The following is a 21301-nucleotide window of genomic DNA, read 5'->3' on the forward strand; positions in this document are numbered from 1 at the left end:
CAGTGCTGACGATTGTTTCGTTTTACCGACCTGTCGTTTCATTCACTGGAAAAAATACCCGTCCCGCATGTCCATCATCCGACAGGGAGCGTGCGGATGATAATTGACCAATTTTTTATCCTTTTCATTCTGCTGCTGCTCTCCGGTTTTTTTTCATCGGCCGAGACCGCCCTTTTTTCCATCAGTCAAACCCGGGCCCGGCACCTGGCCAAGGAGAACAACCGTTCAAACCAGCTGATCAAGCGAATGAAGGATAATCCCCACAAACTGCTTACCACCATCCTGATTGGCAATAATGTGGTCAATGTCGCCGCCTCGGCCATCGCCACATCACTGACCATCCGCATGTCCGCCAATTATGCCGTGGGGATGACCACCGGCGTGATGACCCTCCTGATTCTGGTCTTCGGCGAGGTGATCCCCAAATCTTTCGCCACGCGGAACAACATCCTGATTGCCAGGCTGACCATCTACCCCATCTACTGGATGTCGATTCTGTTTTTCCCGATCATCCTTTTTCTCAACTTCATCCCCCGGATTACCGGCAAAATGAGCAAAACGCCATCGGCCACCGAAGAGGAACTGATCACCTTCGTTGAAGTGGTTGAGGAGCAGGGAGAGATCAAGGAAGAAGAGCGGGAAATGATCCATAATGTCTTTGAACTGGATGACACCAGTGCATCGGAAATCATGACGCCGCGTACCGATATGTTTGTTGTAGATGTCAACGCCCCGCTGGATCTCAAAGCCATCGCCGATTCCGGCTTTACGCGCATTCCGGTCATCGATGGCGATTTTGATCATGTCGTCGGTATTCTCAATATCAAGGATATTTTCATGCACCAGGCGACCACGGAAACGCCGGTGGATGTGCGCGCCATCATGCGCCCGCCCCATTTTGTTCCCGAAAATAAAAAAGCCGATCGGCTCCTGCACCAGTTCAAGGCCCGCAAGGATCACATGTCCATCATCATCGACGAGCACGGCGGGGTCTGCGGCCTGATCACCCTCGAAGACGCCCTGGAAGAACTGGTTGGCGAAATCCGTGATGAAACCGACAAGGAAGAGCCGCACATCGTCAGTAAAAAACCCAGGGAGTGGATGGTGCTGGGCAAGTCGGACATTGAGGAGGTCAACGAAAAAATCGGCATGCACATTCCCGAAACTGGAGACTACGATACCTTCTCCGGCTTCATTCTGGATCGCATCGGCCGGATTCCCGAAGAGGATGAAACGTTCTCCATCGACGGTTTTAAAGTGGTGGTCAAGGAGGTGGACGGCAACCGGATCAAACGGTATCTGGTCCAGGCGGCCATGGAAACGGCACCAACGGGTCCGGATCCTGCCATCCCATGAGATGATCCCGGGATCACCACCATGACCGACACCGACAACACGCGCGCATCGGCCACGGCAGGGTATGGCGACATCAGCCTTAAGCGACATCAACGGATGATGAATCGGCCGGAAAAAAAATCGCTCTTTTTTTCCTCGGCCGTTCGTCGTCTGCAACGGTGGATTATTTGACCCGCTCCACGTATTGACCGGTGCGGGTGTCGATGCGGATTTTCTCCCCTTCGTTAACAAAGGGGGGCACCTGGACCACGTGGCCGGTTTCCAGGGTGGCCGGCTTGGTGGATCCGGCGGCCGTGTCGCCTTTGGCCCAGGGTTCGGCTTCGGTGATGGTGAGTTCCACAAAGTTTGGCAAAGAGATGCCGAGGGCCCTTTTTTCGAACATGAGCACATTACAGACGGTGTTTTCCTTCAGTAATGCCCTGGCTTCTCCCACTTGCTCCGCGTTCAGGAAATCCTGCTCGTAATTGGACGTGTTCATGAAGCAGTAGTTGTCACCATCTGCATAGAGATATTCCATCTCCACCTCTTCAAGGTTGGCTTCCTTGAATTTTTCACCGGAGCGGTAGGTCTTATCGAACTGCGAACCGCTGATCATGTTTTTCAGGCGACATTTGTACAGCGCCTGCCCCTTCCCCGGCTTGACGAATTCAAACTGAACGATCACATACGGATCGCCATCAATCTCTATTTTCAATCCCTTGCGTAAATCACTGCTCTCGTACATATCCTACAGACCTCCCTTTTATCTTCTTATTGGACGGGTCCATCCACTTCAAACGGGTACCCGCTGCCACGCACGGCCGCCACCAGCCTGCGGACCCGTTCGAGATCCTTTTTAAACCGGATGGGCCGACCGGCATTGTCCACGGCATTGGTGCAGGTGCAACTATCGACACCGTAGGGTCGCACGGTTTCAATCCCGCGGACCACATTCTCAGGGGCAATCCCGCCGGCCAGGATCACCGGGATGTTGCTCTGGGCCACCAACCGCGCCGCAACCGACCAGTCACAGGTAAGCCCGGTGATGCCAACGAACCCGGCCTCGGGCTGATCGTCGCCATTTTCTCCCACCACCGTATCCGTTAAAAAAAAGTCGCTCAACGGCTCAAAACGGGCGGCCAGGGCCAGAACGGGTTCACCCCCATCAATATCATTTTGTGCGATGGGGATCGCCCGCATGATCTTTACTCCGGGAAATCGGCGCCTGACCTCGGCCTGCAAGGCAATGGCCGAGGCGGTGGCCGGATTCGCCGCGCCGTCCAACTGCTCGCAAAAATGGATGATGTCGGGTCGATAATAGGCCAGTGTATCGAAAACAGCGTCCATATCCGAATAGAGTGGGATCAGGCTGCTCACAGCGCCCTTCTCGCGAACCAACCGGATGGTGTTCCGCAGGATCGGATCATGACGATGATCCACGTCGGTGATCACACTGCCAATGTGATCCACTCCGCAATCAATGACCGCCCGGGCCTCCGCAGGAGTCTGGATTTCGTAGATCTGAACGATGGGTTGTAGTGGCATTATCCTGTGCAGTTCTAAGCGGTTAATCTCAGACAAGGTACGATGTTTGGTGGCCGTCTCTACCACATCCATCTTTTTTGTGCAAATTGTATCACCGGTCACGACGATTGATCGTGAAAAAGAATTCATTCAACGGCCGGCACCACCTGAACTCAAGGCCCCGGGAACCCGGCAGGATCCCGGTCCGCGGGTTGACCGTCGGCAAGCGAATCGATGATCGGTTGGAGCATTTTGTAGTAAGTCCGAATACGATCCACATAAGTCACCGCCTCTTTCCCCCGGGCATAACGATGCTCAAGTGTCGTGTAGTATTTCTTCTGTTGCAAGAAGGGTAGCACCGAGCGGACCCCCCGCCAACTGTTCGGCGGTTTGCCCAAGCGCTTGGCCAGGGTTTGGGCGTCGTTCAAATGGCCGAAACCGATGTTGTAGGCTGCAAGGGCCATGAAGGTCCGGTCCGGTTCGGGAACCGACGGGCCCACCTGGCGATGCAGACGGGCCAGATACCGGGTGCCGGCAAGGATCGACGTCTCCACGTCCGTCCGATCCTCTATACCCATGGCAGTGGCCGTTTCCCGGGTCAACATCATTATCCCGCGAACCCCCGTGTAACTAGTTGCCCGGGGGTCCCAGTGAGATTCCTGATAAGCCTGGGCGGCCACAAGCTTCCAGTCCAAGGCGTATTTTTGTGCCGCCGTTTTGAAAAACGCGCGATATCGGGGAAGTCGGCTTTTGATTCGCCGGCGATATCGGGCAAGATCGACATAATCAAAGGATTCCAGATGGCGGTAGTAGTGTTCCACAAGGCCATTGATGGTTTCACGGGTATCCTTGCGGTTGAACCATTGGTGAATGGCCTGGGTCAAACGCCGGTTCCGCGGGTCTGTCGCCCAAGCCAGCTGCCGGGAGGGCTGCAGGCTCATCAGAATTTTAAGTTCCGGGTAATCGTGATGGGTCATGGCAATGATGTTGGAGTCCACCAGTGTCAGCGGCAGGGCACGGTTCCAGACCATTTGGAGAAGATCCTCGGCATTGTATGCGGAGAGGATCTGCCAGTGGATCGCCGGGTAACGCTGACGGAGATTTTCAAGGATTTCGATCCGGGCACTGCTGCCGGTCATCCAGAGGGTATACGCGTCGAGCTGCGTTTCTCCCCGGATCTCAACACCGCCACGGCGCCCGACCACCTGCTGGGTAATTTCAAGGTAGCCCGGCCCCAATGCCAGGAGCTTGGCGCTCTGGCTGCCAAACGGGAAACCGGCGGCGATGATGTCGCCACGGCCGGCCTTGAGTGCGGCGACCATCTCGGCCTCCTCTTCAAGGATTTCAACCCGCAGCCGCAGACCAAGGGAACGAGCAAAGGATTTGACCAGATCATATTCGAACCCGGCATGACCGTGGGGACCTTCATAATAGCAGGCCACGTTGTTGCGGGTAATCAAAACCAGTTCACCACGGGATTTGAGGGTTTTCAGGTCATCCTTAAGCAATTTCTGATCACAGCCTGCAATCAGAAGAACCCAGATCAGTGCAATCAAGCGGTATTTGCCGAGCCGTCGCTTCGTCAAGTGCATGGGTGCCGGAAAATCTGTGAGTTGATATTCATCCGCGGATGCATGGAACCGCTCCCCGGATCGCTGGTAATAGTATCGGCCCATATTCGTGTTTGGTTAAATATCAACGGCATCTATAATCGCAGAGCCGGAATTAATCAACCTGACGGAAACCGGCACACCCAGCGTACAACACTTTGGGGAATCAGATGGTGGGCGCCGCTGTGATTCAATTTGCCACCGGTTGCCTTTTTCATATGATAGTGCTATTACGCCCCAAAATCGATCAAACCGTTGGATTACGGCGTATTTGTTACGCTGTTGCCTGGAGATAGACCATGATTGTGATCATCGATTTCGGTTCCCAGTTTAACCAGCTTATCGCCAGACGGGTCCGGGAATGCCGTGTCTACTGTCAGATCGAACCGCCGACCATCACCGCAGAGGAAATCCGGTCCCTGGCACCGGAAGGCATCATTCTGTCAGGAGGCCCATCCAGCATTTACGAAAAGGGCAGCCCCCGTGTAGACGACCGAATTTTTACGCTGGGTATCCCGGTGTTGGGAATCTGCTACGGCATGCAGTTCATGGTGGACAGCCTGGGGGGGGACGTCAGAAAAGCCGACAAACGGGAGTACGGCTTTGCCACGCTCTTCACCAAGTCCAACAGCGTGCTCTTCAACGGAATCGAGGGGGAAACGGTCACCTGGATGAGCCATGGTGACTCCATTCAGGCGGTACCGCAAGGATTTGAAGTCACGGCATCGACGGAAAACACCACCATCGCTGCCATCGCCGATGCGCAAAAACAATTTTATGGGGTCCAGTTTCATCCCGAGGTCGAGCACACGGTCAAGGGCCGCCAAATCATCCGCAACTTTCTCTATGACATTTGCGGATGCAAGCGGTCCTGGACCATGAAGTCCTTTGCTCGGGAAACCATCGAACAGATTCGCGAAAAAGTCGGTGACAAAAAGGTTATCCTCGGACTTTCCGGGGGGGTGGACTCTTCGGTGACCGCCCTTTTGATTCATCAGGCCATCGGCAAGCACCTGACCTGCATTTTCGTGGATAATGGTTTGCTGCGCAAGGACGAGGCCGCCCAACTGAAGTTGAAACTAAAGAGCCACCTGAACATCAACATCCGTTTCGTCAATGCTGCGGCCCAGTTTATCAAAGCCCTTTCCGGCGTTAGCGACCCGGAGCGAAAACGCAAAATCATCGGCAAGATCTTCATGGATGTGTTCGAAGCCGAAGCCAAAAAAATCAAGGATGCCGATTTTCTGGCCCAGGGCACCCTTTACCCCGATGTGATCGAGTCGCGATCCGCCTTCGGTGGTCCCACTGCGGTAATCAAGTCCCATCATAATGTGGGCGGACTGCCTAAGAAGATGAAGCTCAAGCTGGTGGAACCACTGCAGTATCTGTTCAAGGATGAGGTGCGAAAACTGGGCAAAACCCTTGGACTGGATGAAGATCTGGTCTGGCGGCAACCTTTTCCCGGCCCGGGGCTGGCCATTCGGGTAATCGGAGAAGTCACCAAAAAACGGCTGGACGTACTGCGTGAGGTGGACGCGGTACTCCAGGAAGAGATTCGCGCGGGTGGATACTATCGCAAACTCTGGCAGTCCTTTGCCGTACTGCTGCCCATTAAAAGTGTGGGGATCATGGGGGACGGTCGCACCTACGAAAATATTGTGGCCATCCGGGCCGTGACCAGCAAGGATGCCATGACCGCCGACTGGGCCAGGCTGCCCCATAAACTGTTGGGCAAGATATCCAACCGGATCATCAACGAGGTCCGCGGCGTCAATCGGGTGGTATACGACATCAGTTCCAAACCCCCCAGCACCATCGAGTGGGAATAACCGGCAATGAACGAAACTGACGATTCCGCCCGGTTCACCATTCGTGATGACGAAACCGTGCCGGACACCCCATACATGGCCGATGCGGAGAACCTGCGCATCGACAAACTGAGCATCCGCATCACACTGGTGGCGATCCTGATCCCGTGCCTGCTGGTCGTCGTTCTGGCCGTTGCCTACCTGGATATTAGAAACCGGGTGATCAGTACACAGACCTCAGGTTCCATGGGAGTCCAGAATCTTGCCAAGGATCTGGATTCCCGATTTTCGAGTCTATCCCTCAAACAGGCCACGATTGAGGAAAATCTCGCCGAACAGGCAAAGGCCATGGAAACGGCCACGGCCGGCATCCAGGTAAACATGAAAAAGCGCGTTGACGAGTTGCAGCGCATTGTCGAGAAAAAAACCGATCAGGCAGCACTGGATGCATTGAATGAAAAGACGCAGGCCACCCTCGCCGATTTGCAAAAAGCAATGTCCGAATTGAATGCGGGGTTCGACAAGTTCGACGAAGAACTGGCCAGCCAGATTCTGCGGATTGCCGACGGGATGAAAAAAGATCAGGAACTGCTCTCCAAAGTTCAAAAGCGGTTGCAACAGTTGGAAAATGAGAAATTGAGCAAGGAATCCCTGGATCTGGCGATTGGCCTGGAGCGCCTCTCCCTGCAGGAAATGGTCAAGGGGAACATTCGGACCATGGATAACAAACTGGCCGGCCTGGAAAAAAAGCTGACCGCATTGAACCAGCGCCTGGATTCACTATCCCGCAGCATATCAACGGCCGCGCCGGTTCGCACCTATTCGCCCCCACCACCGGAAACGAGCCCGCCATCCGGCGCTTCGGGACCGATCACCGAGCAGACCATCAATTGATCGTGCCAATCTGGAAATTCCCCTTTTGCCTATTCCCGGACCGATAACGCAAAAAGGGAGCTTGGCCGATGAATGGGCATTAAAGCCGGCGGTGCGTGGATCAGCCGATCCCCATGGCGGCCATCTTTTCCTCGATACGCCGGATGTCCACCGGCAGATCCACCTCCGGCGAGTCGTAAGGGGTCACCACCACCCGAATCCGGTGGCCGTGCTCCATGGCCCGAAGCTGTTCAAGCTTTTCAATCTCCTCCAGCCGGCCCGGTGAAAGCAATTGGAAGCACTCGAGAAATTCTCGGGTGTAGGCATACACCCCCAAATGCTTATAAATGGTGTACCCGGAAAAACCGTCACGCCCCATGGGAATCGTTGCGCGGGAAAAATAGAGGGCGTCACCATTTTTATCGAAGGTGACTTTGACATCCTTGGGGTCGGTGATTTCCCGTTCGTCAACAATGGCAAATGCCAGTGTGCTCATTTTCACGGACGGGTCTTCGGTAAACGGTTTCACCACCGCATCAAAACAACGGGGATCGACCAGCGGCTGGTCCCCCTGGATGTTGACCACCACATCCCGCATCCCCAAACCAAGCCGTTCGGCCGCCTCAGCAACACGGTCGGTTCCCGATCGACAGGTCGATGCGGTCATCATCACATTGCCGCCAAACGCCTTGACCGCGGCCCGAATCCGTTCGTCATCGGTTGCCACATGAACCGTTTCAACGCGACTGGACTGACTGGCCCTCTGATAAACCCACTGCACCATCGGCCGGCCACAGATGGGCGCCAGCGGTTTGCCATCGAACCGGGACGATCCGTAGCGTGATGGAATAATCACCACAACCCGCATTTAATAATATCCTTTCTTACCATACTTTCCCGCCCATCAGGTGCAGGTGCAGATGAAATATCACCTGTCCGCCGCCTTTTTCCACATTAAAGAGCAGCTTGTATCCAGCGGCATCCACATTTTCCTTTTTGGCCATCTGTTTGGCGGTCATGATCATTTCCGCCAGGATGTCATGATCGCCCTCGGTGAGGTCGTTAATGCTGCGAATATGCCGCTTGGGAACGATCAACAGATGCACCGGTGCATGCGGATGGATATCGCGAAACACAACCAAGCGATCATTTTCGAATAAGAACTCGGTATCCATTTGCCCACTGGCAATTTTACAAAACAAACAATCATTTTCCATGACACGCATCTCCTGGAGCCTCTCCAGCCAATGAATTGGCCGGGGAGAAAACGGGGTGGCTGAAAACCGGCTGTCCGGGTGTCTGTTCCTATCGGTTCATCAGCGACCTTGTCAAGAAGACAATTGCACCGTTGAAAAGCGCGCCGACACCGCACCATCAGTCGCTTTAAAAGTACGAAAATCCCTGGAATTCAATATTTAAGTTTTAAAATCGGCGACCGATAGAAGTGTACAACAAAGCAGCCTTCGCAGACCCATCCAACGGTAAGCGACGTGCCGAAATCCGAAAACGGATAACCAGACATGCCCAGCAAACGCATGGATCAAAGTGACCTGAAACATGAATATCCTGATTGCCGATGATGATCCTGTAACCTTGAATCTGCTGTCCTCACGGCTGGCCACATGGGGGCATGCCGTGTCCACGGCAGTTGATGGCAACGGTGCCTGGGAAATTATTCACCAGCAGCCCGTGGACATCGTTGTCAGCGACTGGATGATGCCCGGCCTGGACGGTATCGAACTGTGTCGCCGGATTCGCGCACTGGAAACCCCGGGATACGTTTATCTGATTTTGATCAGCGCCCAGGACTCGCGTGACGACGTTTTACACGGCCTGGAAAGCGGTGTCGACGATTACATTACCAAACCCATTGACCTGGGTGCACTGCGTGCCCGAATTGAAATCGGCGCCCGGATCGTCAACCTGGAGCGCAGTTTAAAACGTAAAATCGACATTATCACGGCCAATCATTATCAGACCATTCACATGTTCACCCAACTTCTGGAAGTTTTTGACGAAGAGTTGGGCGGCCATTGCCGGCGAACGGCAAAACTGGCCTTGAAAATGGCTCGTCGGCATGCCGATGTGGGGGATGCCGAGGTCCCGATTGTGGAAACGGCGGCCCTGCTCCACGATATTGGCATGATTGGTATCTCGAAATCGATCCTGAACAAACGCCGGACAGAAATGGTCGACAACGAACGGCAATTGTATCAATCCCACGCAGAAACGGGTGCCGGTATTATCGGAGAGATTGAAATCATGAAACCCGCCGCACTGCTGGTGCGAATGCATCATGAGCAGTTTAACGGAAAAGGGTTTCCCAAAGGGGTGTCGGGAGACGATATCCCGGTAGGGGCGCAGATTATTTCGGCGGCCAGCATTTATGACAATATCCGCCATCGCGGCAAAGTCCCGCTTGATCGAATTCCCGACTCTCTGCAACCCTTAAGGGGGTACCAGCTGTCTCCACAGATGGTGGCCATGCTGCTTGAAATTAATATTGAACAACAGCATGACGAGGCACGCAAAACAGAAGAAGAGCTATCGCTCGACGATCTTGTTTCCGGAATGGTGCTGGCAGACCATGTGCGCATGCGGACCGGCGCCTTTGTCATGGCCGCCGACACGGTTCTGAATGACTATACGATCGATAAACTCAAACGTTACCACACCATCGGCACCATCACCAACAAGGTGCTGATTCGTAAATCTTCCGTGAGGGGTTAAATGGATCTCGCAACCATCATCGGCCTGGTCAGCGGCAGTGTACTGATCCTGGTTTCAATTCTCATCGGTGGCAGTGCACTGATCTTCCTGAATATTCCCGGTCTTCTGATCGTCGTTGGCGGAACCATCGCAGCCACGTTTATCAAGTTTACCATGGCTGATGTGATCGGTTCCATCAGCGTTGCCATGAAGGCATTTCTGGTCAAAATGGAGGCGCCGGAAAACATCATCAGCGAGATGGTTGAGTTTACCCGTATCGCCAAAAAGGAAGGCCTGATCGCACTGGAAAAGGAAACCCCTTCAGATCCGTTTTCCACCAAGGCACTCAGATATCTCTCCGATGGTTACGATGAGGGCTTGATTGCCGATATGCTCAACAAGGACATTCGGCTGATGAGTCAGCGTCATACCACCGGTCAGAATGTTTTCAAAGGGGCGGGTGACACGGCACCGGCTTTCGGCATGGTGGGGACCCTGATCGGACTGGTGCAGATGCTGGCGTCCATGTCTGACCCGGCCAGCATCGGTCCTTCCATGGCCGTCGCATTGCTGACCACCCTTTACGGCGCCGTGATCGCCAACCTGATCGCCCTGCCCATCGCCGACAAACTGGCCCTTCGCAGCGAGCAGGAACGGCTTAACAAAAGCATTATTATGGAAGCGGCCATTGCCATCAATCGGGGTGTCTCTCCCATGGTGCTGGAAGAATCCCTCAAAATCTTCCTTTCCCCCAAAGAACGCGAGAAATCGGTTACCAACAGCGATAAAGCCGAGGCCGAGTAGCAGGTGAAAAATGAGTAATGACATCCTGGAATGCCCCCCATGTGAAGTCGGTGCCCCCCGCTGGATGACCACATTCGGGGACCTGATGAGTCTGCTGCTCTGCTTTTTCGTGTTGCTGCTCTCTTTCTCCGAGATGGATCGGCAGAAGTATAAGGTGGTTGCCGGATCCATGGAAAAAGCCTTTGGTATGCAGCGCAAGGAAAATGTCTCCGAATCGCCGCGTACCGGGCTTAAAATGATTGCCAGGGATTTCGATCAGGACGCAGTCGCCACGCGGGTCAAGGAGTTTATTGGCCGTGAGCTGGAAGAGAACTTCAGTGAACTCTACAGCAAAATCGGAGAGGAGATCGAGATTGAAGCCGGTAAGGATCAGGTGACCATCCGTCTGATGGGAGAGAGCACCTTTGACTCGGGCAAAGCCGAGATCAAGCCCGAACTTGAGCCGCTGATCCTGAGGATCGGTCAGATCCTGGCCAAAGAGACCAGCGGTGATATCATTATTTCCGGCCACACCGACAACGTACCGGTCAGGGGCGGTCCGTTCCAAACCAACTTGAAACTCTCCATTGCCAGGGCCGCCACCGTTGCCCAGTTCCTGCTTGATAAAACCGCCATTGATCCCAAACGCCTGTCCACCATGGGGTTTGGCGAATACCGCCCGATTGCCGACAATCTCACCGAAACCGGACGCCGACAGAACCGGCGCGTGGAGATCATCGTCGGTACCATACCGAAGCGGGATAAGATGGAAAACGCCATGCTGCCTGCGAAAGACGCGTAACGCTGGTTTTTCCCTCACTCCGATAAAGCAACGGTTGATAAAAAAGCAAGGGCCGTAGCGAGATGGATAATGCCCATCTCGCTACGGCCCTTGCTTTTATTTTGCGGCGCCGAAATCAGAGGAAATCAAGCAGTGTCGGCTGGAGCACCTCGGAAGCGACCTGCAGCAGCAGTTCATAGGACGTCTGCTGCAGTTGCAAATCGACGGCGGCCTCGGTAACATCCGCATCTTCGACATCCGAGCGCATGGTCTCCACGGCATTGCTCAAAGTGGTCCAGCGTTCTTCGGTGTCCTCCAAGCGTGAATACGCCGCAGCAAACTTGGAGCGTTCCATTTCCAGATTCTCATCAATGTCGGCAAGCAGCGCGACAGTATCACTGATCCCTGTTTCGTCGCCTGAGAGCAGGGCCGCTTCCAGATCGTCTAGGACATCAAAAACCGTGTCCCCACTGCCGCTGACCGTTTCGGTAAACATTTCACTGCCATCGGCATCCAATGTAATCTGGATCCCCTCCCCCACCATGACACTGTGGGAACCATCGTCGCCGTTATATTGATAGTCTCCTGAAATTTCGTCGTATTCAAATGGTTCCGTATTGGTGCTGTCACCGGAAAAAATATAGCTGCCGTTGTACCGGGAGTTGGCCAGGCTCAGAATTTGATCCCGGATATTGGCAACCTCCTCGGCCAGGGCCTCCCCATTTTCCGTATCGGCATTGGAGGCGATATCCTTGGCGTCGTTGACCAGACCGTTGATTTGGCCAAGGATGGTTTCCGTATATTCCACACGGGTCTTGGCGTCGGTAATGTTTTGCTGGTATTGATCGATGGTGGAAAGCGTTGTCCGGTAGTCCAAGACCTTGCCGACCCCCTCGGGATCATCGGAAAGGCTGTTGATTTTTTTTCCTGTGGCAATCTCGATCTGGGTTTTTGACAGCTGGGCACTTTGTTTGGCCAAGTTGGCCTTAATATTCTCGGCCATTATTTTTGCACTGATTCGCATCGGCTGCTCCTCGTCCTTTCCGTTAGACCATGTCGATGAGGGTTTGAAGCATTTCATCCACGGCAGTCACCAATTTGGCGGCAGCGTTGTAAGCGCTCTGAAATTGTATCAAATCAACCATTTCCTCGTCCAGGGAAACTCCCGACACTTCTTCGCGGTAGGTGGAAAGCTGCAGGGAAACGGTTGTTTGATGTTCGCTGTTGACCTCGGCCTGGGAAACATCGCTGCCCACCTCGCTGGCCAGGGCGTTGTAGAAATCATCAATGGTACTTGTCCCTCCACTCATCAACAAACTGTTCTGCAGTTCGGCGATGGCGATGGCGTTCTCACTACCACCGGGAATCGATTCCGTGGTATCGGCTGCCGCTATCAAATTCGGGTTATCTTCAATATCCGTGTTAATGGCAATGTCGGATGCATCGGTACCGGTGAAGAAATTGGTGCCCGAAGCCGTACCTGTTGTCCCGTCAAGGTTCGTTCCTGCCGCGTGGAGCGTATTAACGGCATCGATAATGGTTGCCGCCAGATCATCGAGCTGATCGAGGTACCCGGAAATGGTCTCATCGCGCGCCTCGATCCAGCCTTTCAATTTACCGGTTCTGATATCGTCGGTGATGTTCTCTTCGGTACCGGTGCTGCTGACCCAATAGACGTCCTGAAAACCGTCGGCATTGGTGTTTGTGGTCAACTCCCAGGAATTGGCCCGATCCACCAAGGTGTTGCCGTTGGCCGTTGTCACGGTCAGATAACCATCGGCATCTTCGAAGCTGTTGATATCGATCAGCGCCGAAAGTTCCTGCAATTTCAGATCGCGTTCATCCCTGAAGGTATTGGCGCTGTATCCGCCGGCTTCGACTTCGGCGATCTTCAGGTTCAGATCGGCAATCTCACTGCTCAGCGTGTTGATCTCGTCAACGGCGCTGGTGATGCTGAGATCGGTGTCGGACTGGACCTCACTCAAACTGGTTGAAAGACTGTTGAAAACTTCGGTCAGGTTTTGAGTATCGGCAATCAGGGTTGCCCGTTCCGTGTATCCGTCGGGACTGTTGGAGAGTTCCTGCCAGGAGTTCCAGAACTCGGAAAGGGCGTCGTTGAGCCCGTAACCGGAGGTCTCATCAAACATCAATTCGACTTTTTCCAGGGTCTCCAATTCGGCATCCCAGCGTCCCAGTTCCGACTCCGATTCAGCGATCTGAGCATTGATAAATTGATCGTAAATCCGCTGAACATACTGCTGGGCCTGAACCCCGGTACTTAAAATGCCGTCCTCATAGTACACCGGCTCGTTTTGCTCCAGATTCACGCGTTGCCGTGAATAGCCCTCGGTATTGACATTGGCGATATTGTTGGCCGTCACATCCAGGGCTTTTTGCTGGGTGATCAATGCTGTGGTGGCAACGTTGAACATTCCGTAAATAATATTGGCCATGACTGCTTTCTCCCTTGGCGGTTGGGTTAGCCCGATGCATTCTGCATCAAATATTTCCGCAAAAAACCTTTCCGCGGTTGCTCCCGTATCCCGATACCCGTGATCCAGTCCCCGGTTTGGTATAGACGGCGTGCCCGTAAATAAGATCGTTAAGCATTTTAAGGGCACCCTGGGTGAGATCCAGGTAGTAGGAAAAAAGTGTTGCATTGGCACTGTTTTCCCGCCGGACCTGCTTGATAAGTCGTTTAAGCGCTTGGGCACGGTCTGCTAAACGCTTGGCCGACGTCGGTTCCAGATAACCGGCCAGCCGGCTGGCGGTCAATGGTCGTTCCTCATCCTCGATGCCGTATTCCCGGGACAGGTCTTCAACCAACTTCAGGCGTCGCCCCTCCATCCGTTTCAGGGTATCGACAAGGCTCTGCTTCTTCTGCCCGATTTTTAGCAAATGGTCCTGCCGGGGAAGGGAAGCGGCATTTTTTTCCTCTACCAAAAGGGCTTGCATGTTTTCATAGCACGTCTTCTCTTCGTCCATTACGTCAAGCAGCTGATCAAGCTTTTGGCTCATTTCCCCTCCGTTTTGTGCGTCGATGATTCATCACTTTTTCCATCGATGCCGATCTGTTTTAAAATCTCGTTATTTTCTTCCGTTTCGCATAACAGGCTCGATGCGATCCGGTCACCTTCCACCCGATACTTGCCGGAGGCCAGGCGCCGTCTGATTGCAGCCACCTTATCTTCTCGTATTTCCGGCATGTCCTTAATGCTCCGAACACCGTCATCGGCCGCGCTGAAGTCTTTGGAAAAGGCAACCTTATCTTTGGATTCGTCTCCAGTTTCTTTATCCATTCATCGGCTTTTTATATGGGTCACTTTAACTTTACCGATGCATTCCGGTCTGTCGTTGTCTCTCCGGAAACACCGTCAATCGTACCCAACTGGTCGACGATCATTCTCGAGAGTCCGATCCCCCCCTGTTGCGCCATGACGTCGGCATACTGTTCGTCAAGCATGGAAGTGAAAATCTCTTCGGCCATGGATTCCTGGAAAAGCCCGGAATCCGGAACCGTCGCCCGCATCTCACGGATCATCATATTGAGCAACAGCGATTCGAACTGCTGACTGGCGTTCTCGAGTTCGGTCTCTGTTTGGTCTTGGCCCAAGGCCCTTGAGCTGGCTTCCGAAATGTTTCGGTCCGTACTGGCCGCCTGCAGTTGGAATGTAGCGGGCGGCACCGTCATCGCATTTGCTTCTGACATTAAATCACCTCCAAATCGGCCTGCAGGGCTCCGGCTGCCTTGATGGCCTGAAAAATGGCAATCAGGTCCCTGGGCGTTACCCCCAGGGCATTGAGCGCATTGACCACCTGGCCGATATTCACCCCCTTGGGAACCACGACCAGCTGGTTTCCGGCTTCCTGAACAACGACGTCGGTGTCGGGCGTAACCACCGTCTGCCCATCGGAAAGGGGTAACGGCTGAGACGTATCCATGTTCTCTTTGACAATGATGCTCAAATTGCCATGGGCGATGGCAATGGTGGAAATCCGCACCTGTTCGCCCATGACCACTGTTCCGGTTCGTTCATTGATGACCACCTTGGCATCGGCGTCCGGAGCCACCTCCAGATTGCCTAGGGATGCCAGTAATGGAACGGTATTTCCCAGGTATTTTGGGGGTACACGGATTTCGATGGTCCCGGGATCCTTGGCCCGGGCGTAAATCGCACCCAATTGGGCGTTGACCGAATCGACAACCCGAGTTGCCGTCGTAAAATCGGGATGGTGCAGGCTGAACAGAACGGTGCCTTGATTGCCGAAGGCATTGGGCACCTCCCGTTCGATGGTCGCCCCGGAAAGTACTCTTCCGACAGTGGGAAAATTTTTCACTGTCGAAGCCGCCGCCCCGCCCGCGGAAAAGCCGCCGATATTGATCGGGCCCTGGGCGACCGCATAAATTTTTCCGTCTATTCCCTTGAGCGGTGTCAACATCAGTGTTCCGCCTTGCAGGCTGCTGGCATCACCGATAGAGCTGACCAGAACATCAATGCTGTTTCCCCGTTTGGCAAAGGGGGGCAGATTGGCAGTTACCATTACCGCGGCAACATTTTTGACCTTTATGTCATCCTGGGCAATGGTCACCCCCATCTTCTCCAGCATGGATGCCATGGATTGTACCGTAAAAATTGCCTTTTTGCCGTCGCCGGAGCCGTTGAGCCCCACGGCCAGCCCATAGCCCACCAACTGATTGCTCCTTACCCCGTTGATCTCGGAAATATCCTTGAGCCGAACGGCTCCGGCAGAACCACGCCATCCCAGGGCCAAGCCGGCAAGCAAAACAAAGATCAGATAATAGCGAATAGATTTCATGATCCTCTCATTTAAAATGGCCAAACGGTCATCAGGATATTGCTCATCCAGCCGGTCCGCTGACGATCGTTGACAACGCCGCTACCGCTATAAGAAATCCGGGCATCGGCGATATAGGTGGAAAGAACTTGATTGTCGGCGGTGATATCACGAGGTCGCACCACGCCACTGAGCTGGATGACCTGGTTCTCGTTATTGACCAGCACCTCCCGAGATCCGGTCAGCACCAGGTTCCCGTTAGGCAGCACCTGGGTCACCAGCGCCGTGATATATGCCTCCAAATCGCCACTGCGCTTGGTCGTTCCGGAACCCCCGAATTCACTGGTCAGTCCACCTGCCACCTTTGAAAAAGGGTTGAAAAACGGATTGTCGGAAGAATATTTTTTCTCGGCGTTGAAAAACGCATCCACACTGGCGCTCATGGAGGAGGTCCGATCGGTGTCTGTGCTGGCCTCATTTGTCGCCTCGGAAGATTCAACGATCTTGATCGTAACGATATCTCCCACTGCGCGGGCCTTCTGGTCGCTGAACATGCTGATTAATGGTGCATTTTCCTGCCACAGGGAACCGTCTGCCTGGCTCGGCGCTTCTTGGGTATTCGGCGGCTGGACGGTCTGGGCTGCAGGGTCGTAAGCAAACGGTCTGGACTGTACCGGCCTTCCGGTAACTCCTCCGGCACAACCGACCAGGCCACCGCCCACAAGCAAGACAATCAAAAATAGCCGGCAACGGCCAAGGCTTTTGGTATTCATCAAATGAATCATCGTGCACCTCTTTAAAAATCCACTTCCACCACGCCCGGGCCGGTGACCCGGGCTGTTATCACACGATTGGAGTCCGTATTCATGACACGCACCATATCGTCCATACCGCCCTGCTGTTTGACCTTGCCCGTGGCGGTAATGGTCATATTTGCCGATCGGGCAATAATCTTCACGATATCACCCCGTCTGACCAACGCCGGGGTATCTATCATGTCGGCCTCCAGCACGGTATTGGGATAAATCATGCGTGTTGTCCGATTGCCGAGCGCATCTTCGATACGCCGGACCGTATCCGCCGGAAGGTCTTTCAGGTCGCGTCGTTCAAGTGCCAGGTCCTCCAAATTGACCGTTTGACGCTTACCCAATGGCCGGACCACCGTCACCACGTCAGTCATCACCGAAATGCTGGTGTCGACCCAGATCCGACGCAACGGTTCACCGTCAACAAAAAGGTGCAAGGCCAGGATGGTGCGCCCCAGGTAATCTTCATTGCGGTTGGAAACAATCCTGTAGGTCAACTTTCCCGTGGGCAGGGAGAGTGAATCGTTCAAATGGATCTCACCAATGGTGACATCTTCATTTTTCCATGACATCCGGCTGCGGATAGCCATTTCCACGGCTTTTTTGATGCGTTCGGCGGGCAACTCCGCTGCCACCCGCGTAACCCGTACATCCGTTGCCCCATGAAAGCTCATCCGGTCCGTATCGATACCGGCCTGCCTCAACCGAATGCGGATATAGTCTGTCCCCACGAATCGGGTCTGTCCCGGCAAAGGCGCATTGGCCACAACAATCTGCCCCACGGACTGTGCCTTTTCAAAGGATGCCCCGCTCACTACAGCAATGTCGGACAGGTGAACGGCATCCTGATCCACGTTCGCTTCACGTTTCATCTCGATGCTGACCGCGGCACCTGTGCCGGCAGACATGAGGAGGATCATCAGGCCCAGGAAAAGCGGCAACGTCCACTGTTTGCGTGAACGGTTCTGTCCTTTGAAGCAGAAGATCATGTCAATCATGTCAATTACCTTTTCAGGCCCGTGGCGGTCTGAAGCATTTCATCGGACGCCTGGATGGTTTTGCTGTTGGTCTCGTATGCCCGCTGGGCCACGATCATATTGACCATCTCATCGACCACACTGACGTTGGACATCTCCACATACCCCTGGGCGATGGTGCCGAAACCTTCCTCGCCCGGCGTTCCGGTAGTGGCATCCCCGGAGGATGACGTCGGCATGAACAGGTTCCGGCCAATGCTGTTCAATCCGGCCGGGTTGGTAAACTGGGCCAGCTCAATGTTGCCGATCTCCGTTGCCTCGGTTTCATCGGCAAGCAGGACAGACACCGTCCCGTCGGTACCGATGGAAAGCGATACCGTATCGGTGGGCACGGTCAACTCCGGTTCCATGGGAAAACCGTCAGAAGTAACCACGCGACCGTCGCTGTCCAGTTTAAACGATCCGGAACGGGTATAGGCAGTCTCTCCGTTGGGTTGGATCACTTGAAAAAAACCACTACCCTCAATGGCCATGTCCAATTCGTTTTCCGTGTTCTGGAAGTCACCCTGGGTAAAAATTTTCTGCGTGGCGCAGGGTCTTGTCCCGTGCCCCACCTGGATGCCGGTGGGGACCTGGGTGTCTGCCGAAGAAGCCACTCCCGGTGAACGCAAGGTTTGGTAAAGCAGGTCCTGAAATTCTGCCCGGCTCTTTTTGTACCCGGAGGTACTGACATTGGCCAGGTTGTTGGATATGACATCAATATTGAGTGTCTGGGCCTGCATTCCTGTTGCCGCTGACCATAAACTTCGGATCATAATTCCTCCTGATAAGGTGTTCGCATGCCGCCTACTTGCGGTTAAACACTTTTACCCACATCGTTGATGCTCGTACTGGTGGCCTCATCGGCCGTCTGGATCACTTTTTGATAGGCTTCAAAAGCCCGCGATGTTTCGATCATCTCCGTCATGGCCTGAATTGTGTTGACGTTGGCAGCTTCCAGATACCCCTGGTTGACCTCAACGAATTCCGGCCGCTGACCGGCCGCAGCACCGTCTGTAAGGGAGAATCGTCCGTTACCGCTTTTTTCAAGTACACTCGGATCGGCGAACTCAGTCACCTGCAGTTGCCCTACTTCATCCCCGTCAACGAAAATGGTGCCCTCCAGATCAATTTGAACCTGCCCTTCTTCGAGATTGATGGGGCCGCCTTCACCCAGGACCGCATACCCGTCCGGGGTAACCAGATTGCCGTCCTCGTCCAAGGTAAAGCTGCCTTGCCGGGTGTACTGAACCCCGTCGGGGGTTTGCACCGAAAAGAAGCCGCTGCCGCTAATGGCCACATCCAGGGCATTGCCGGTCTGGCGGAGAGCACCCTGGCTAAAATCGATCATGACTTCAAACGGGGGAGCATAAGGTGACAAGGGTTGGGTCTCATCTTCGGAAAGGGTCTGGACCGTTGATGAGGCAGCCTCACTGACCCTGAAAACAGATTTTTCACCTTTGTACCCGATGGTATTGATATTGGCCACATTATTGGCCAGCATTTCCAGGCGAAGCTGCTGAACCATCGCGCCGGATGCGGATAAATACATGCCACCATTCATTCGATCGACTCCTCAGGGATAAACGTTGACGCCTGCCTGTAGAATAAGCACAATCAATGCCATCCAAACGAATTAATTTGCAACATTATTTAAAGCAGTTAGATTCCATATTACAAATGCTCGCGGGAAAAAATAGCCGGTCGGCAACAAGTGCCGCACCGGCCGATTCGAAATAAGCGTCGTGTTCACGGCCACGCGAGCCATCTTAGATCTTAGGCCGCATTCAGGCGTATCATCATGGCGACTTCCGCCTCAGGCAGGTGCAACTCATCGGCAATCGTTGTCACATCCATGCCGCTTTTGGCCATGGGCAGGATCTGATGGTAATCGGACACCGGCGGCTCAGCTACCGGTGCGGCGGCAGGCTGATGTGGATGAACGGCCGCTTCAACAACGGCGGCCTTGGCTTGATCAAACGATGGAAGGAATTGGTCAGGTGTCAACGGTTTCGATGGTTCGCTCATCTTGCATGGATCGCTGGAAGGAACTTGAGCCGTCTGCAATTGAACCGGATCCTCCTCAACTGGCGTTAACGCCACGTCTTCCTGAAAAGAGGTCTTCTGACTGTTCAAATTTTCCACCGCTTCATTGATCGACGGATTCATGACAAAAGCGCCCAGTTTTTGTCGCTCCGCCTCAATGGTTTGGCTCAATGCCGCCAATACGGTATCGATTTTCTGGCTCATCAGGAAAACCAGTGCCCGATGTTCAAGTTCATGCTGGGAACCGGTCTCATTTTCTTCAATGCAGCTGGTCAGCCTTCCGGCAGAAGCCAATTTACTGCGGAAGACAACAACTGCCAGCCAACTCCCAATCAGTAGTATGGCAAGGATAACACCGCAGATTTCATAACTGAGATGAAGCATGTTTAACCTCTTGTGATACGGTTTTCGGTTGGCAACGGTCGCTTTACCGGCAATTGCTTATTCTTCCAAAAGCCCATCCCGGCGGAGTTTGCTCCTGAGCCGGATGATGGCCTGGGCATGGATCTGGGAGACCCGCGACTCCGTGATGTTGAGCACCTGGCCGATCTCTTTCATGGTTAACTCATCGGAATAGTAAAGAGAGATGACCAGTTTTTCTTTTTCGGGCAACAGGTCTATATTTTTGGCGATTGTTGACTTGATTTCTTTCATGGTGGTCAGGGAAAGTGCGTCACTGGCATCCCCACTGGCCAGTTGCCCGGATATGGAAGTCCCCTCGCTGTGGGAGGTGTAGCCAACCTCCTCAAAACTGACGAATGAGATGCTGGACATGCGTTTGACTTTGTAAAACTGTTCCAGGTCCATATCCATCTCTTCAGCAACCTCTTCATCCGTCACATCGCGCCCCAGCTTCTGCTCCAGCTTGAGGTACGCTTTTTCCAGGTCACGGATTTTTCGCCGCGTGGTTCGTCCCAGAAAATCACGTGACCGAAGTTCGCTCAAAACGGCGCCTTTGATGCGAAATACCGCATAGGTGATAAACTTGTTGTCACGGGAAGGGTCATACCGTTCAATGGCCTGAATCAACCCGATGACCCCGACGTTGATCAGGTCATCCACTTCAATGGTGGCCGGCAGATGCACGGCAATGCGATTGACGATCCGCTTCACATAAGGAAGGTATTCGCTGATGATCTGATTTCGTAAAAGATGGTTGTCTTTCCCGAAGTTTTCTTCTCGCTGTTGTGCAAGATCCATAGTAAGGCTCCAT

24 protein-coding genes are annotated in these 21301 nt (G+C 53.8%); 7 read left to right on the plus strand and 17 right to left on the minus strand.

Annotation, left to right across the window (positions count from 1 at the left end; translation table 11 throughout):
- The first annotated feature begins 96 nt into the window (after nucleotides 1-96).
- Nucleotides 97-1356: a hemolysin family protein gene (locus GN112_RS07210; RefSeq protein WP_155309584.1), complete on the plus strand. Its 1260-nt coding sequence runs from the start codon at nucleotides 97-99 to the stop codon at nucleotides 1354-1356.
- 21 nt (nucleotides 1357-1377) lie between these two features.
- Nucleotides 1378-1527, plus strand: coding sequence for a hypothetical protein (locus GN112_RS07215; protein ID WP_155309585.1), 150 nt, complete (start codon nucleotides 1378-1380; stop codon nucleotides 1525-1527).
- Here the strand turns inward: GN112_RS07215 and efp are convergent.
- From efp to mltF, 3 genes are all read right to left on the minus strand, one after another.
- A complete protein-coding gene (gene efp / locus GN112_RS07220) occupies nucleotides 1520-2080 on the minus strand; it encodes an elongation factor P (protein ID WP_155309586.1) in 561 nt (186 codons plus the stop codon). The two genes, GN112_RS07215 and efp, sit on opposite strands and share 8 nt — an antisense overlap.
- A 26-nt stretch (nucleotides 2081-2106) precedes the next feature.
- On the minus strand, nucleotides 2107-2880 hold the full coding sequence (locus GN112_RS07225) for a phosphoribosylanthranilate isomerase (RefSeq protein WP_162458824.1): 774 nt from the start codon (nucleotides 2878-2880) through the stop codon (nucleotides 2107-2109).
- Nucleotides 2881-3032: 152 nt separating this feature from the next.
- Entirely contained in the window at nucleotides 3033-4535 is a 1503-nt protein-coding gene (gene mltF / locus GN112_RS07230) for a membrane-bound lytic murein transglycosylase MltF (protein ID WP_155309588.1), read from the minus strand.
- A 233-nt stretch (nucleotides 4536-4768) separates the two neighbouring features.
- On the opposite strand from mltF, the gene guaA reads away from it, so the two are divergent.
- Together guaA and GN112_RS07240 are read left to right on the plus strand one after the other, a co-directional pair.
- Nucleotides 4769-6298 carry a glutamine-hydrolyzing GMP synthase gene (gene guaA, locus GN112_RS07235; protein ID WP_155309589.1) on the plus strand — a complete coding sequence of 510 codons (1530 nt, stop codon included), beginning with the start codon at nucleotides 4769-4771 and terminating at the stop codon, nucleotides 6296-6298.
- A gap of 6 nt (nucleotides 6299-6304) precedes the next feature.
- Nucleotides 6305-7171, plus strand: a complete 867-nt coding sequence (locus GN112_RS07240; protein ID WP_155309590.1) for a hypothetical protein — start codon at nucleotides 6305-6307, stop codon at nucleotides 7169-7171.
- 100 nt (nucleotides 7172-7271) lie between these two features.
- Here the strand turns inward: GN112_RS07240 and kdsB are convergent, their stop codons facing one another.
- Nucleotides 7272-8018, minus strand: coding sequence for a 3-deoxy-manno-octulosonate cytidylyltransferase (gene kdsB / locus GN112_RS07245; protein ID WP_155309591.1), 747 nt, complete (start codon nucleotides 8016-8018; stop codon nucleotides 7272-7274).
- Between the two features lie 16 nt (nucleotides 8019-8034).
- A complete protein-coding gene (locus GN112_RS07250) occupies nucleotides 8035-8367 on the minus strand; it encodes a histidine triad nucleotide-binding protein (RefSeq protein ID WP_155309592.1) in 333 nt (110 codons plus the stop codon).
- Nucleotides 8368-8707: 340 nt separating this feature from the next.
- Here GN112_RS07250 and GN112_RS07255 point away from each other — a divergent pair, with 340 nt between their 5' ends.
- The 3 genes from GN112_RS07255 to GN112_RS07265 are packed head-to-tail and all read left to right on the plus strand — an operon-like array spanning nucleotide 8708 to nucleotide 11444.
- Nucleotides 8708-9880, plus strand: coding sequence for a response regulator (locus GN112_RS07255; RefSeq protein WP_155309593.1), 1173 nt, complete (start codon nucleotides 8708-8710; stop codon nucleotides 9878-9880).
- Nucleotides 9881-10663 carry a MotA/TolQ/ExbB proton channel family protein gene (locus GN112_RS07260; RefSeq protein ID WP_155309594.1) on the plus strand — a complete coding sequence of 261 codons (783 nt, stop codon included), beginning with the start codon at nucleotides 9881-9883 and terminating at the stop codon, nucleotides 10661-10663.
- Between the two features lie 10 nt (nucleotides 10664-10673).
- Entirely contained in the window at nucleotides 10674-11444 is a 771-nt protein-coding gene (locus tag GN112_RS07265; protein ID WP_155309595.1) for a flagellar motor protein MotB, read from the plus strand.
- Between the two features lie 115 nt (nucleotides 11445-11559).
- Here the strand turns inward: GN112_RS07265 and flgL are convergent, their stop codons facing one another.
- From flgL to GN112_RS07325, 12 genes are all read right to left on the minus strand, one after another.
- Nucleotides 11560-12447, minus strand: a complete 888-nt coding sequence (gene flgL, locus GN112_RS07270; protein WP_162458825.1) for a flagellar hook-associated protein FlgL — start codon at nucleotides 12445-12447, stop codon at nucleotides 11560-11562.
- 22 nt (nucleotides 12448-12469) lie between these two features.
- Nucleotides 12470-13876 (minus strand): flagellar hook-associated protein FlgK, encoded by a 1407-nt coding sequence (flgK, locus tag GN112_RS07275; RefSeq protein WP_162458826.1) that lies wholly within the window; start codon nucleotides 13874-13876, stop codon nucleotides 12470-12472.
- Nucleotides 13877-13922: 46 nt separating this feature from the next.
- On the minus strand, nucleotides 13923-14441 hold the full coding sequence (locus GN112_RS07280) for a flagellar protein FlgN (RefSeq protein WP_155309598.1): 519 nt from the start codon (nucleotides 14439-14441) through the stop codon (nucleotides 13923-13925).
- The gene (gene flgM, locus GN112_RS07285) at nucleotides 14438-14722 is read right to left on the minus strand and encodes a flagellar biosynthesis anti-sigma factor FlgM (protein WP_155309599.1); all 285 of its coding nucleotides are present in this window, start codon (nucleotides 14720-14722) and stop codon (nucleotides 14438-14440) included. Before flgM ends, GN112_RS07280 begins: the two co-directional genes overlap by 4 nt.
- A 20-nt stretch (nucleotides 14723-14742) precedes the next feature.
- Entirely contained in the window at nucleotides 14743-15132 is a 390-nt protein-coding gene (locus GN112_RS07290) for a rod-binding protein (RefSeq protein ID WP_155309600.1), read from the minus strand.
- On the minus strand, nucleotides 15132-16241 hold the full coding sequence (locus GN112_RS07295) for a flagellar basal body P-ring protein FlgI (RefSeq protein ID WP_155309601.1): 1110 nt from the start codon (nucleotides 16239-16241) through the stop codon (nucleotides 15132-15134). Before GN112_RS07295 ends, GN112_RS07290 begins: the two co-directional genes overlap by 1 nt.
- 11 nt (nucleotides 16242-16252) lie before the next feature.
- Nucleotides 16253-16993 (minus strand): flagellar basal body L-ring protein FlgH, encoded by a 741-nt coding sequence (locus GN112_RS07300; protein ID WP_162458827.1) that lies wholly within the window; start codon nucleotides 16991-16993, stop codon nucleotides 16253-16255.
- A gap of 23 nt (nucleotides 16994-17016) precedes the next feature.
- Nucleotides 17017-18024 (minus strand): flagellar basal body P-ring formation chaperone FlgA, encoded by a 1008-nt coding sequence (gene flgA, locus GN112_RS07305; RefSeq protein ID WP_155309603.1) that lies wholly within the window; start codon nucleotides 18022-18024, stop codon nucleotides 17017-17019.
- 5 nt (nucleotides 18025-18029) lie between these two features.
- Nucleotides 18030-18818, minus strand: coding sequence for a flagellar basal-body rod protein FlgG (gene flgG, locus GN112_RS07310; RefSeq protein ID WP_155309604.1), 789 nt, complete (start codon nucleotides 18816-18818; stop codon nucleotides 18030-18032).
- A gap of 41 nt (nucleotides 18819-18859) precedes the next feature.
- The gene (gene flgF, locus GN112_RS07315) at nucleotides 18860-19606 is read right to left on the minus strand and encodes a flagellar basal-body rod protein FlgF (protein ID WP_155309605.1); all 747 of its coding nucleotides are present in this window, start codon (nucleotides 19604-19606) and stop codon (nucleotides 18860-18862) included.
- Nucleotides 19607-19818: 212 nt separating this feature from the next.
- Nucleotides 19819-20472 carry a hypothetical protein gene (locus GN112_RS07320; protein ID WP_155309606.1) on the minus strand — a complete coding sequence of 218 codons (654 nt, stop codon included), beginning with the start codon at nucleotides 20470-20472 and terminating at the stop codon, nucleotides 19819-19821.
- 57 nt (nucleotides 20473-20529) lie between these two features.
- On the minus strand, nucleotides 20530-21288 hold the full coding sequence (locus GN112_RS07325; protein WP_155309607.1) for a FliA/WhiG family RNA polymerase sigma factor: 759 nt from the start codon (nucleotides 21286-21288) through the stop codon (nucleotides 20530-20532).
- Between the last annotated feature and the right edge of the window lie 13 nt (nucleotides 21289-21301).

The organism is Desulfosarcina ovata subsp. ovata (assembly GCF_009689005.1).
GTDB lineage: Bacteria > Desulfobacterota > Desulfobacteria > Desulfobacterales > Desulfosarcinaceae > Desulfosarcina > Desulfosarcina ovata.

Coding starts and splice junctions, on each gene's coding strand:
- GN112_RS07210 (WP_155309584.1), top strand. CDS start 97: ATGATAATTGACCAATTTTTTATCCTTTTCATTCTGCTGCTGCTCTCC.
- GN112_RS07215 (WP_155309585.1), top strand. CDS start 1,378: ATGACCGACACCGACAACACGCGCGCATCGGCCACGGCAGGGTATGGC.
- efp (WP_155309586.1), bottom strand. CDS start 2,080: ATGTACGAGAGCAGTGATTTACGCAAGGGATTGAAAATAGAGATTGAT.
- GN112_RS07225 (WP_162458824.1), bottom strand. CDS start 2,880: ATGCCACTACAACCCATCGTTCAGATCTACGAAATCCAGACTCCTGCG.
- mltF (WP_155309588.1), bottom strand. CDS start 4,535: ATGGGCCGATACTATTACCAGCGATCCGGGGAGCGGTTCCATGCATCC.
- guaA (WP_155309589.1), top strand. CDS start 4,769: ATGATTGTGATCATCGATTTCGGTTCCCAGTTTAACCAGCTTATCGCC.
- GN112_RS07240 (WP_155309590.1), top strand. CDS start 6,305: ATGAACGAAACTGACGATTCCGCCCGGTTCACCATTCGTGATGACGAA.
- kdsB (WP_155309591.1), bottom strand. CDS start 8,018: ATGCGGGTTGTGGTGATTATTCCATCACGCTACGGATCGTCCCGGTTC.
- GN112_RS07250 (WP_155309592.1), bottom strand. CDS start 8,367: ATGGAAAATGATTGTTTGTTTTGTAAAATTGCCAGTGGGCAAATGGAT.
- GN112_RS07255 (WP_155309593.1), top strand. CDS start 8,708: ATGAATATCCTGATTGCCGATGATGATCCTGTAACCTTGAATCTGCTG.
- GN112_RS07260 (WP_155309594.1), top strand. CDS start 9,881: ATGGATCTCGCAACCATCATCGGCCTGGTCAGCGGCAGTGTACTGATC.
- GN112_RS07265 (WP_155309595.1), top strand. CDS start 10,674: ATGAGTAATGACATCCTGGAATGCCCCCCATGTGAAGTCGGTGCCCCC.
- flgL (WP_162458825.1), bottom strand. CDS start 12,447: ATGCGAATCAGTGCAAAAATAATGGCCGAGAATATTAAGGCCAACTTG.
- flgK (WP_162458826.1), bottom strand. CDS start 13,876: ATGGCCAATATTATTTACGGAATGTTCAACGTTGCCACCACAGCATTG.
- GN112_RS07280 (WP_155309598.1), bottom strand. CDS start 14,441: ATGAGCCAAAAGCTTGATCAGCTGCTTGACGTAATGGACGAAGAGAAG.
- flgM (WP_155309599.1), bottom strand. CDS start 14,722: ATGGATAAAGAAACTGGAGACGAATCCAAAGATAAGGTTGCCTTTTCC.
- GN112_RS07290 (WP_155309600.1), bottom strand. CDS start 15,132: ATGTCAGAAGCAAATGCGATGACGGTGCCGCCCGCTACATTCCAACTG.
- GN112_RS07295 (WP_155309601.1), bottom strand. CDS start 16,241: ATGAAATCTATTCGCTATTATCTGATCTTTGTTTTGCTTGCCGGCTTG.
- GN112_RS07300 (WP_162458827.1), bottom strand. CDS start 16,993: ATGAATACCAAAAGCCTTGGCCGTTGCCGGCTATTTTTGATTGTCTTG.
- flgA (WP_155309603.1), bottom strand. CDS start 18,024: ATGATTGACATGATCTTCTGCTTCAAAGGACAGAACCGTTCACGCAAA.
- flgG (WP_155309604.1), bottom strand. CDS start 18,818: ATGATCCGAAGTTTATGGTCAGCGGCAACAGGAATGCAGGCCCAGACA.
- flgF (WP_155309605.1), bottom strand. CDS start 19,606: ATGAATGGTGGCATGTATTTATCCGCATCCGGCGCGATGGTTCAGCAG.
- GN112_RS07320 (WP_155309606.1), bottom strand. CDS start 20,472: ATGCTTCATCTCAGTTATGAAATCTGCGGTGTTATCCTTGCCATACTA.
- GN112_RS07325 (WP_155309607.1), bottom strand. CDS start 21,288: ATGGATCTTGCACAACAGCGAGAAGAAAACTTCGGGAAAGACAACCAT.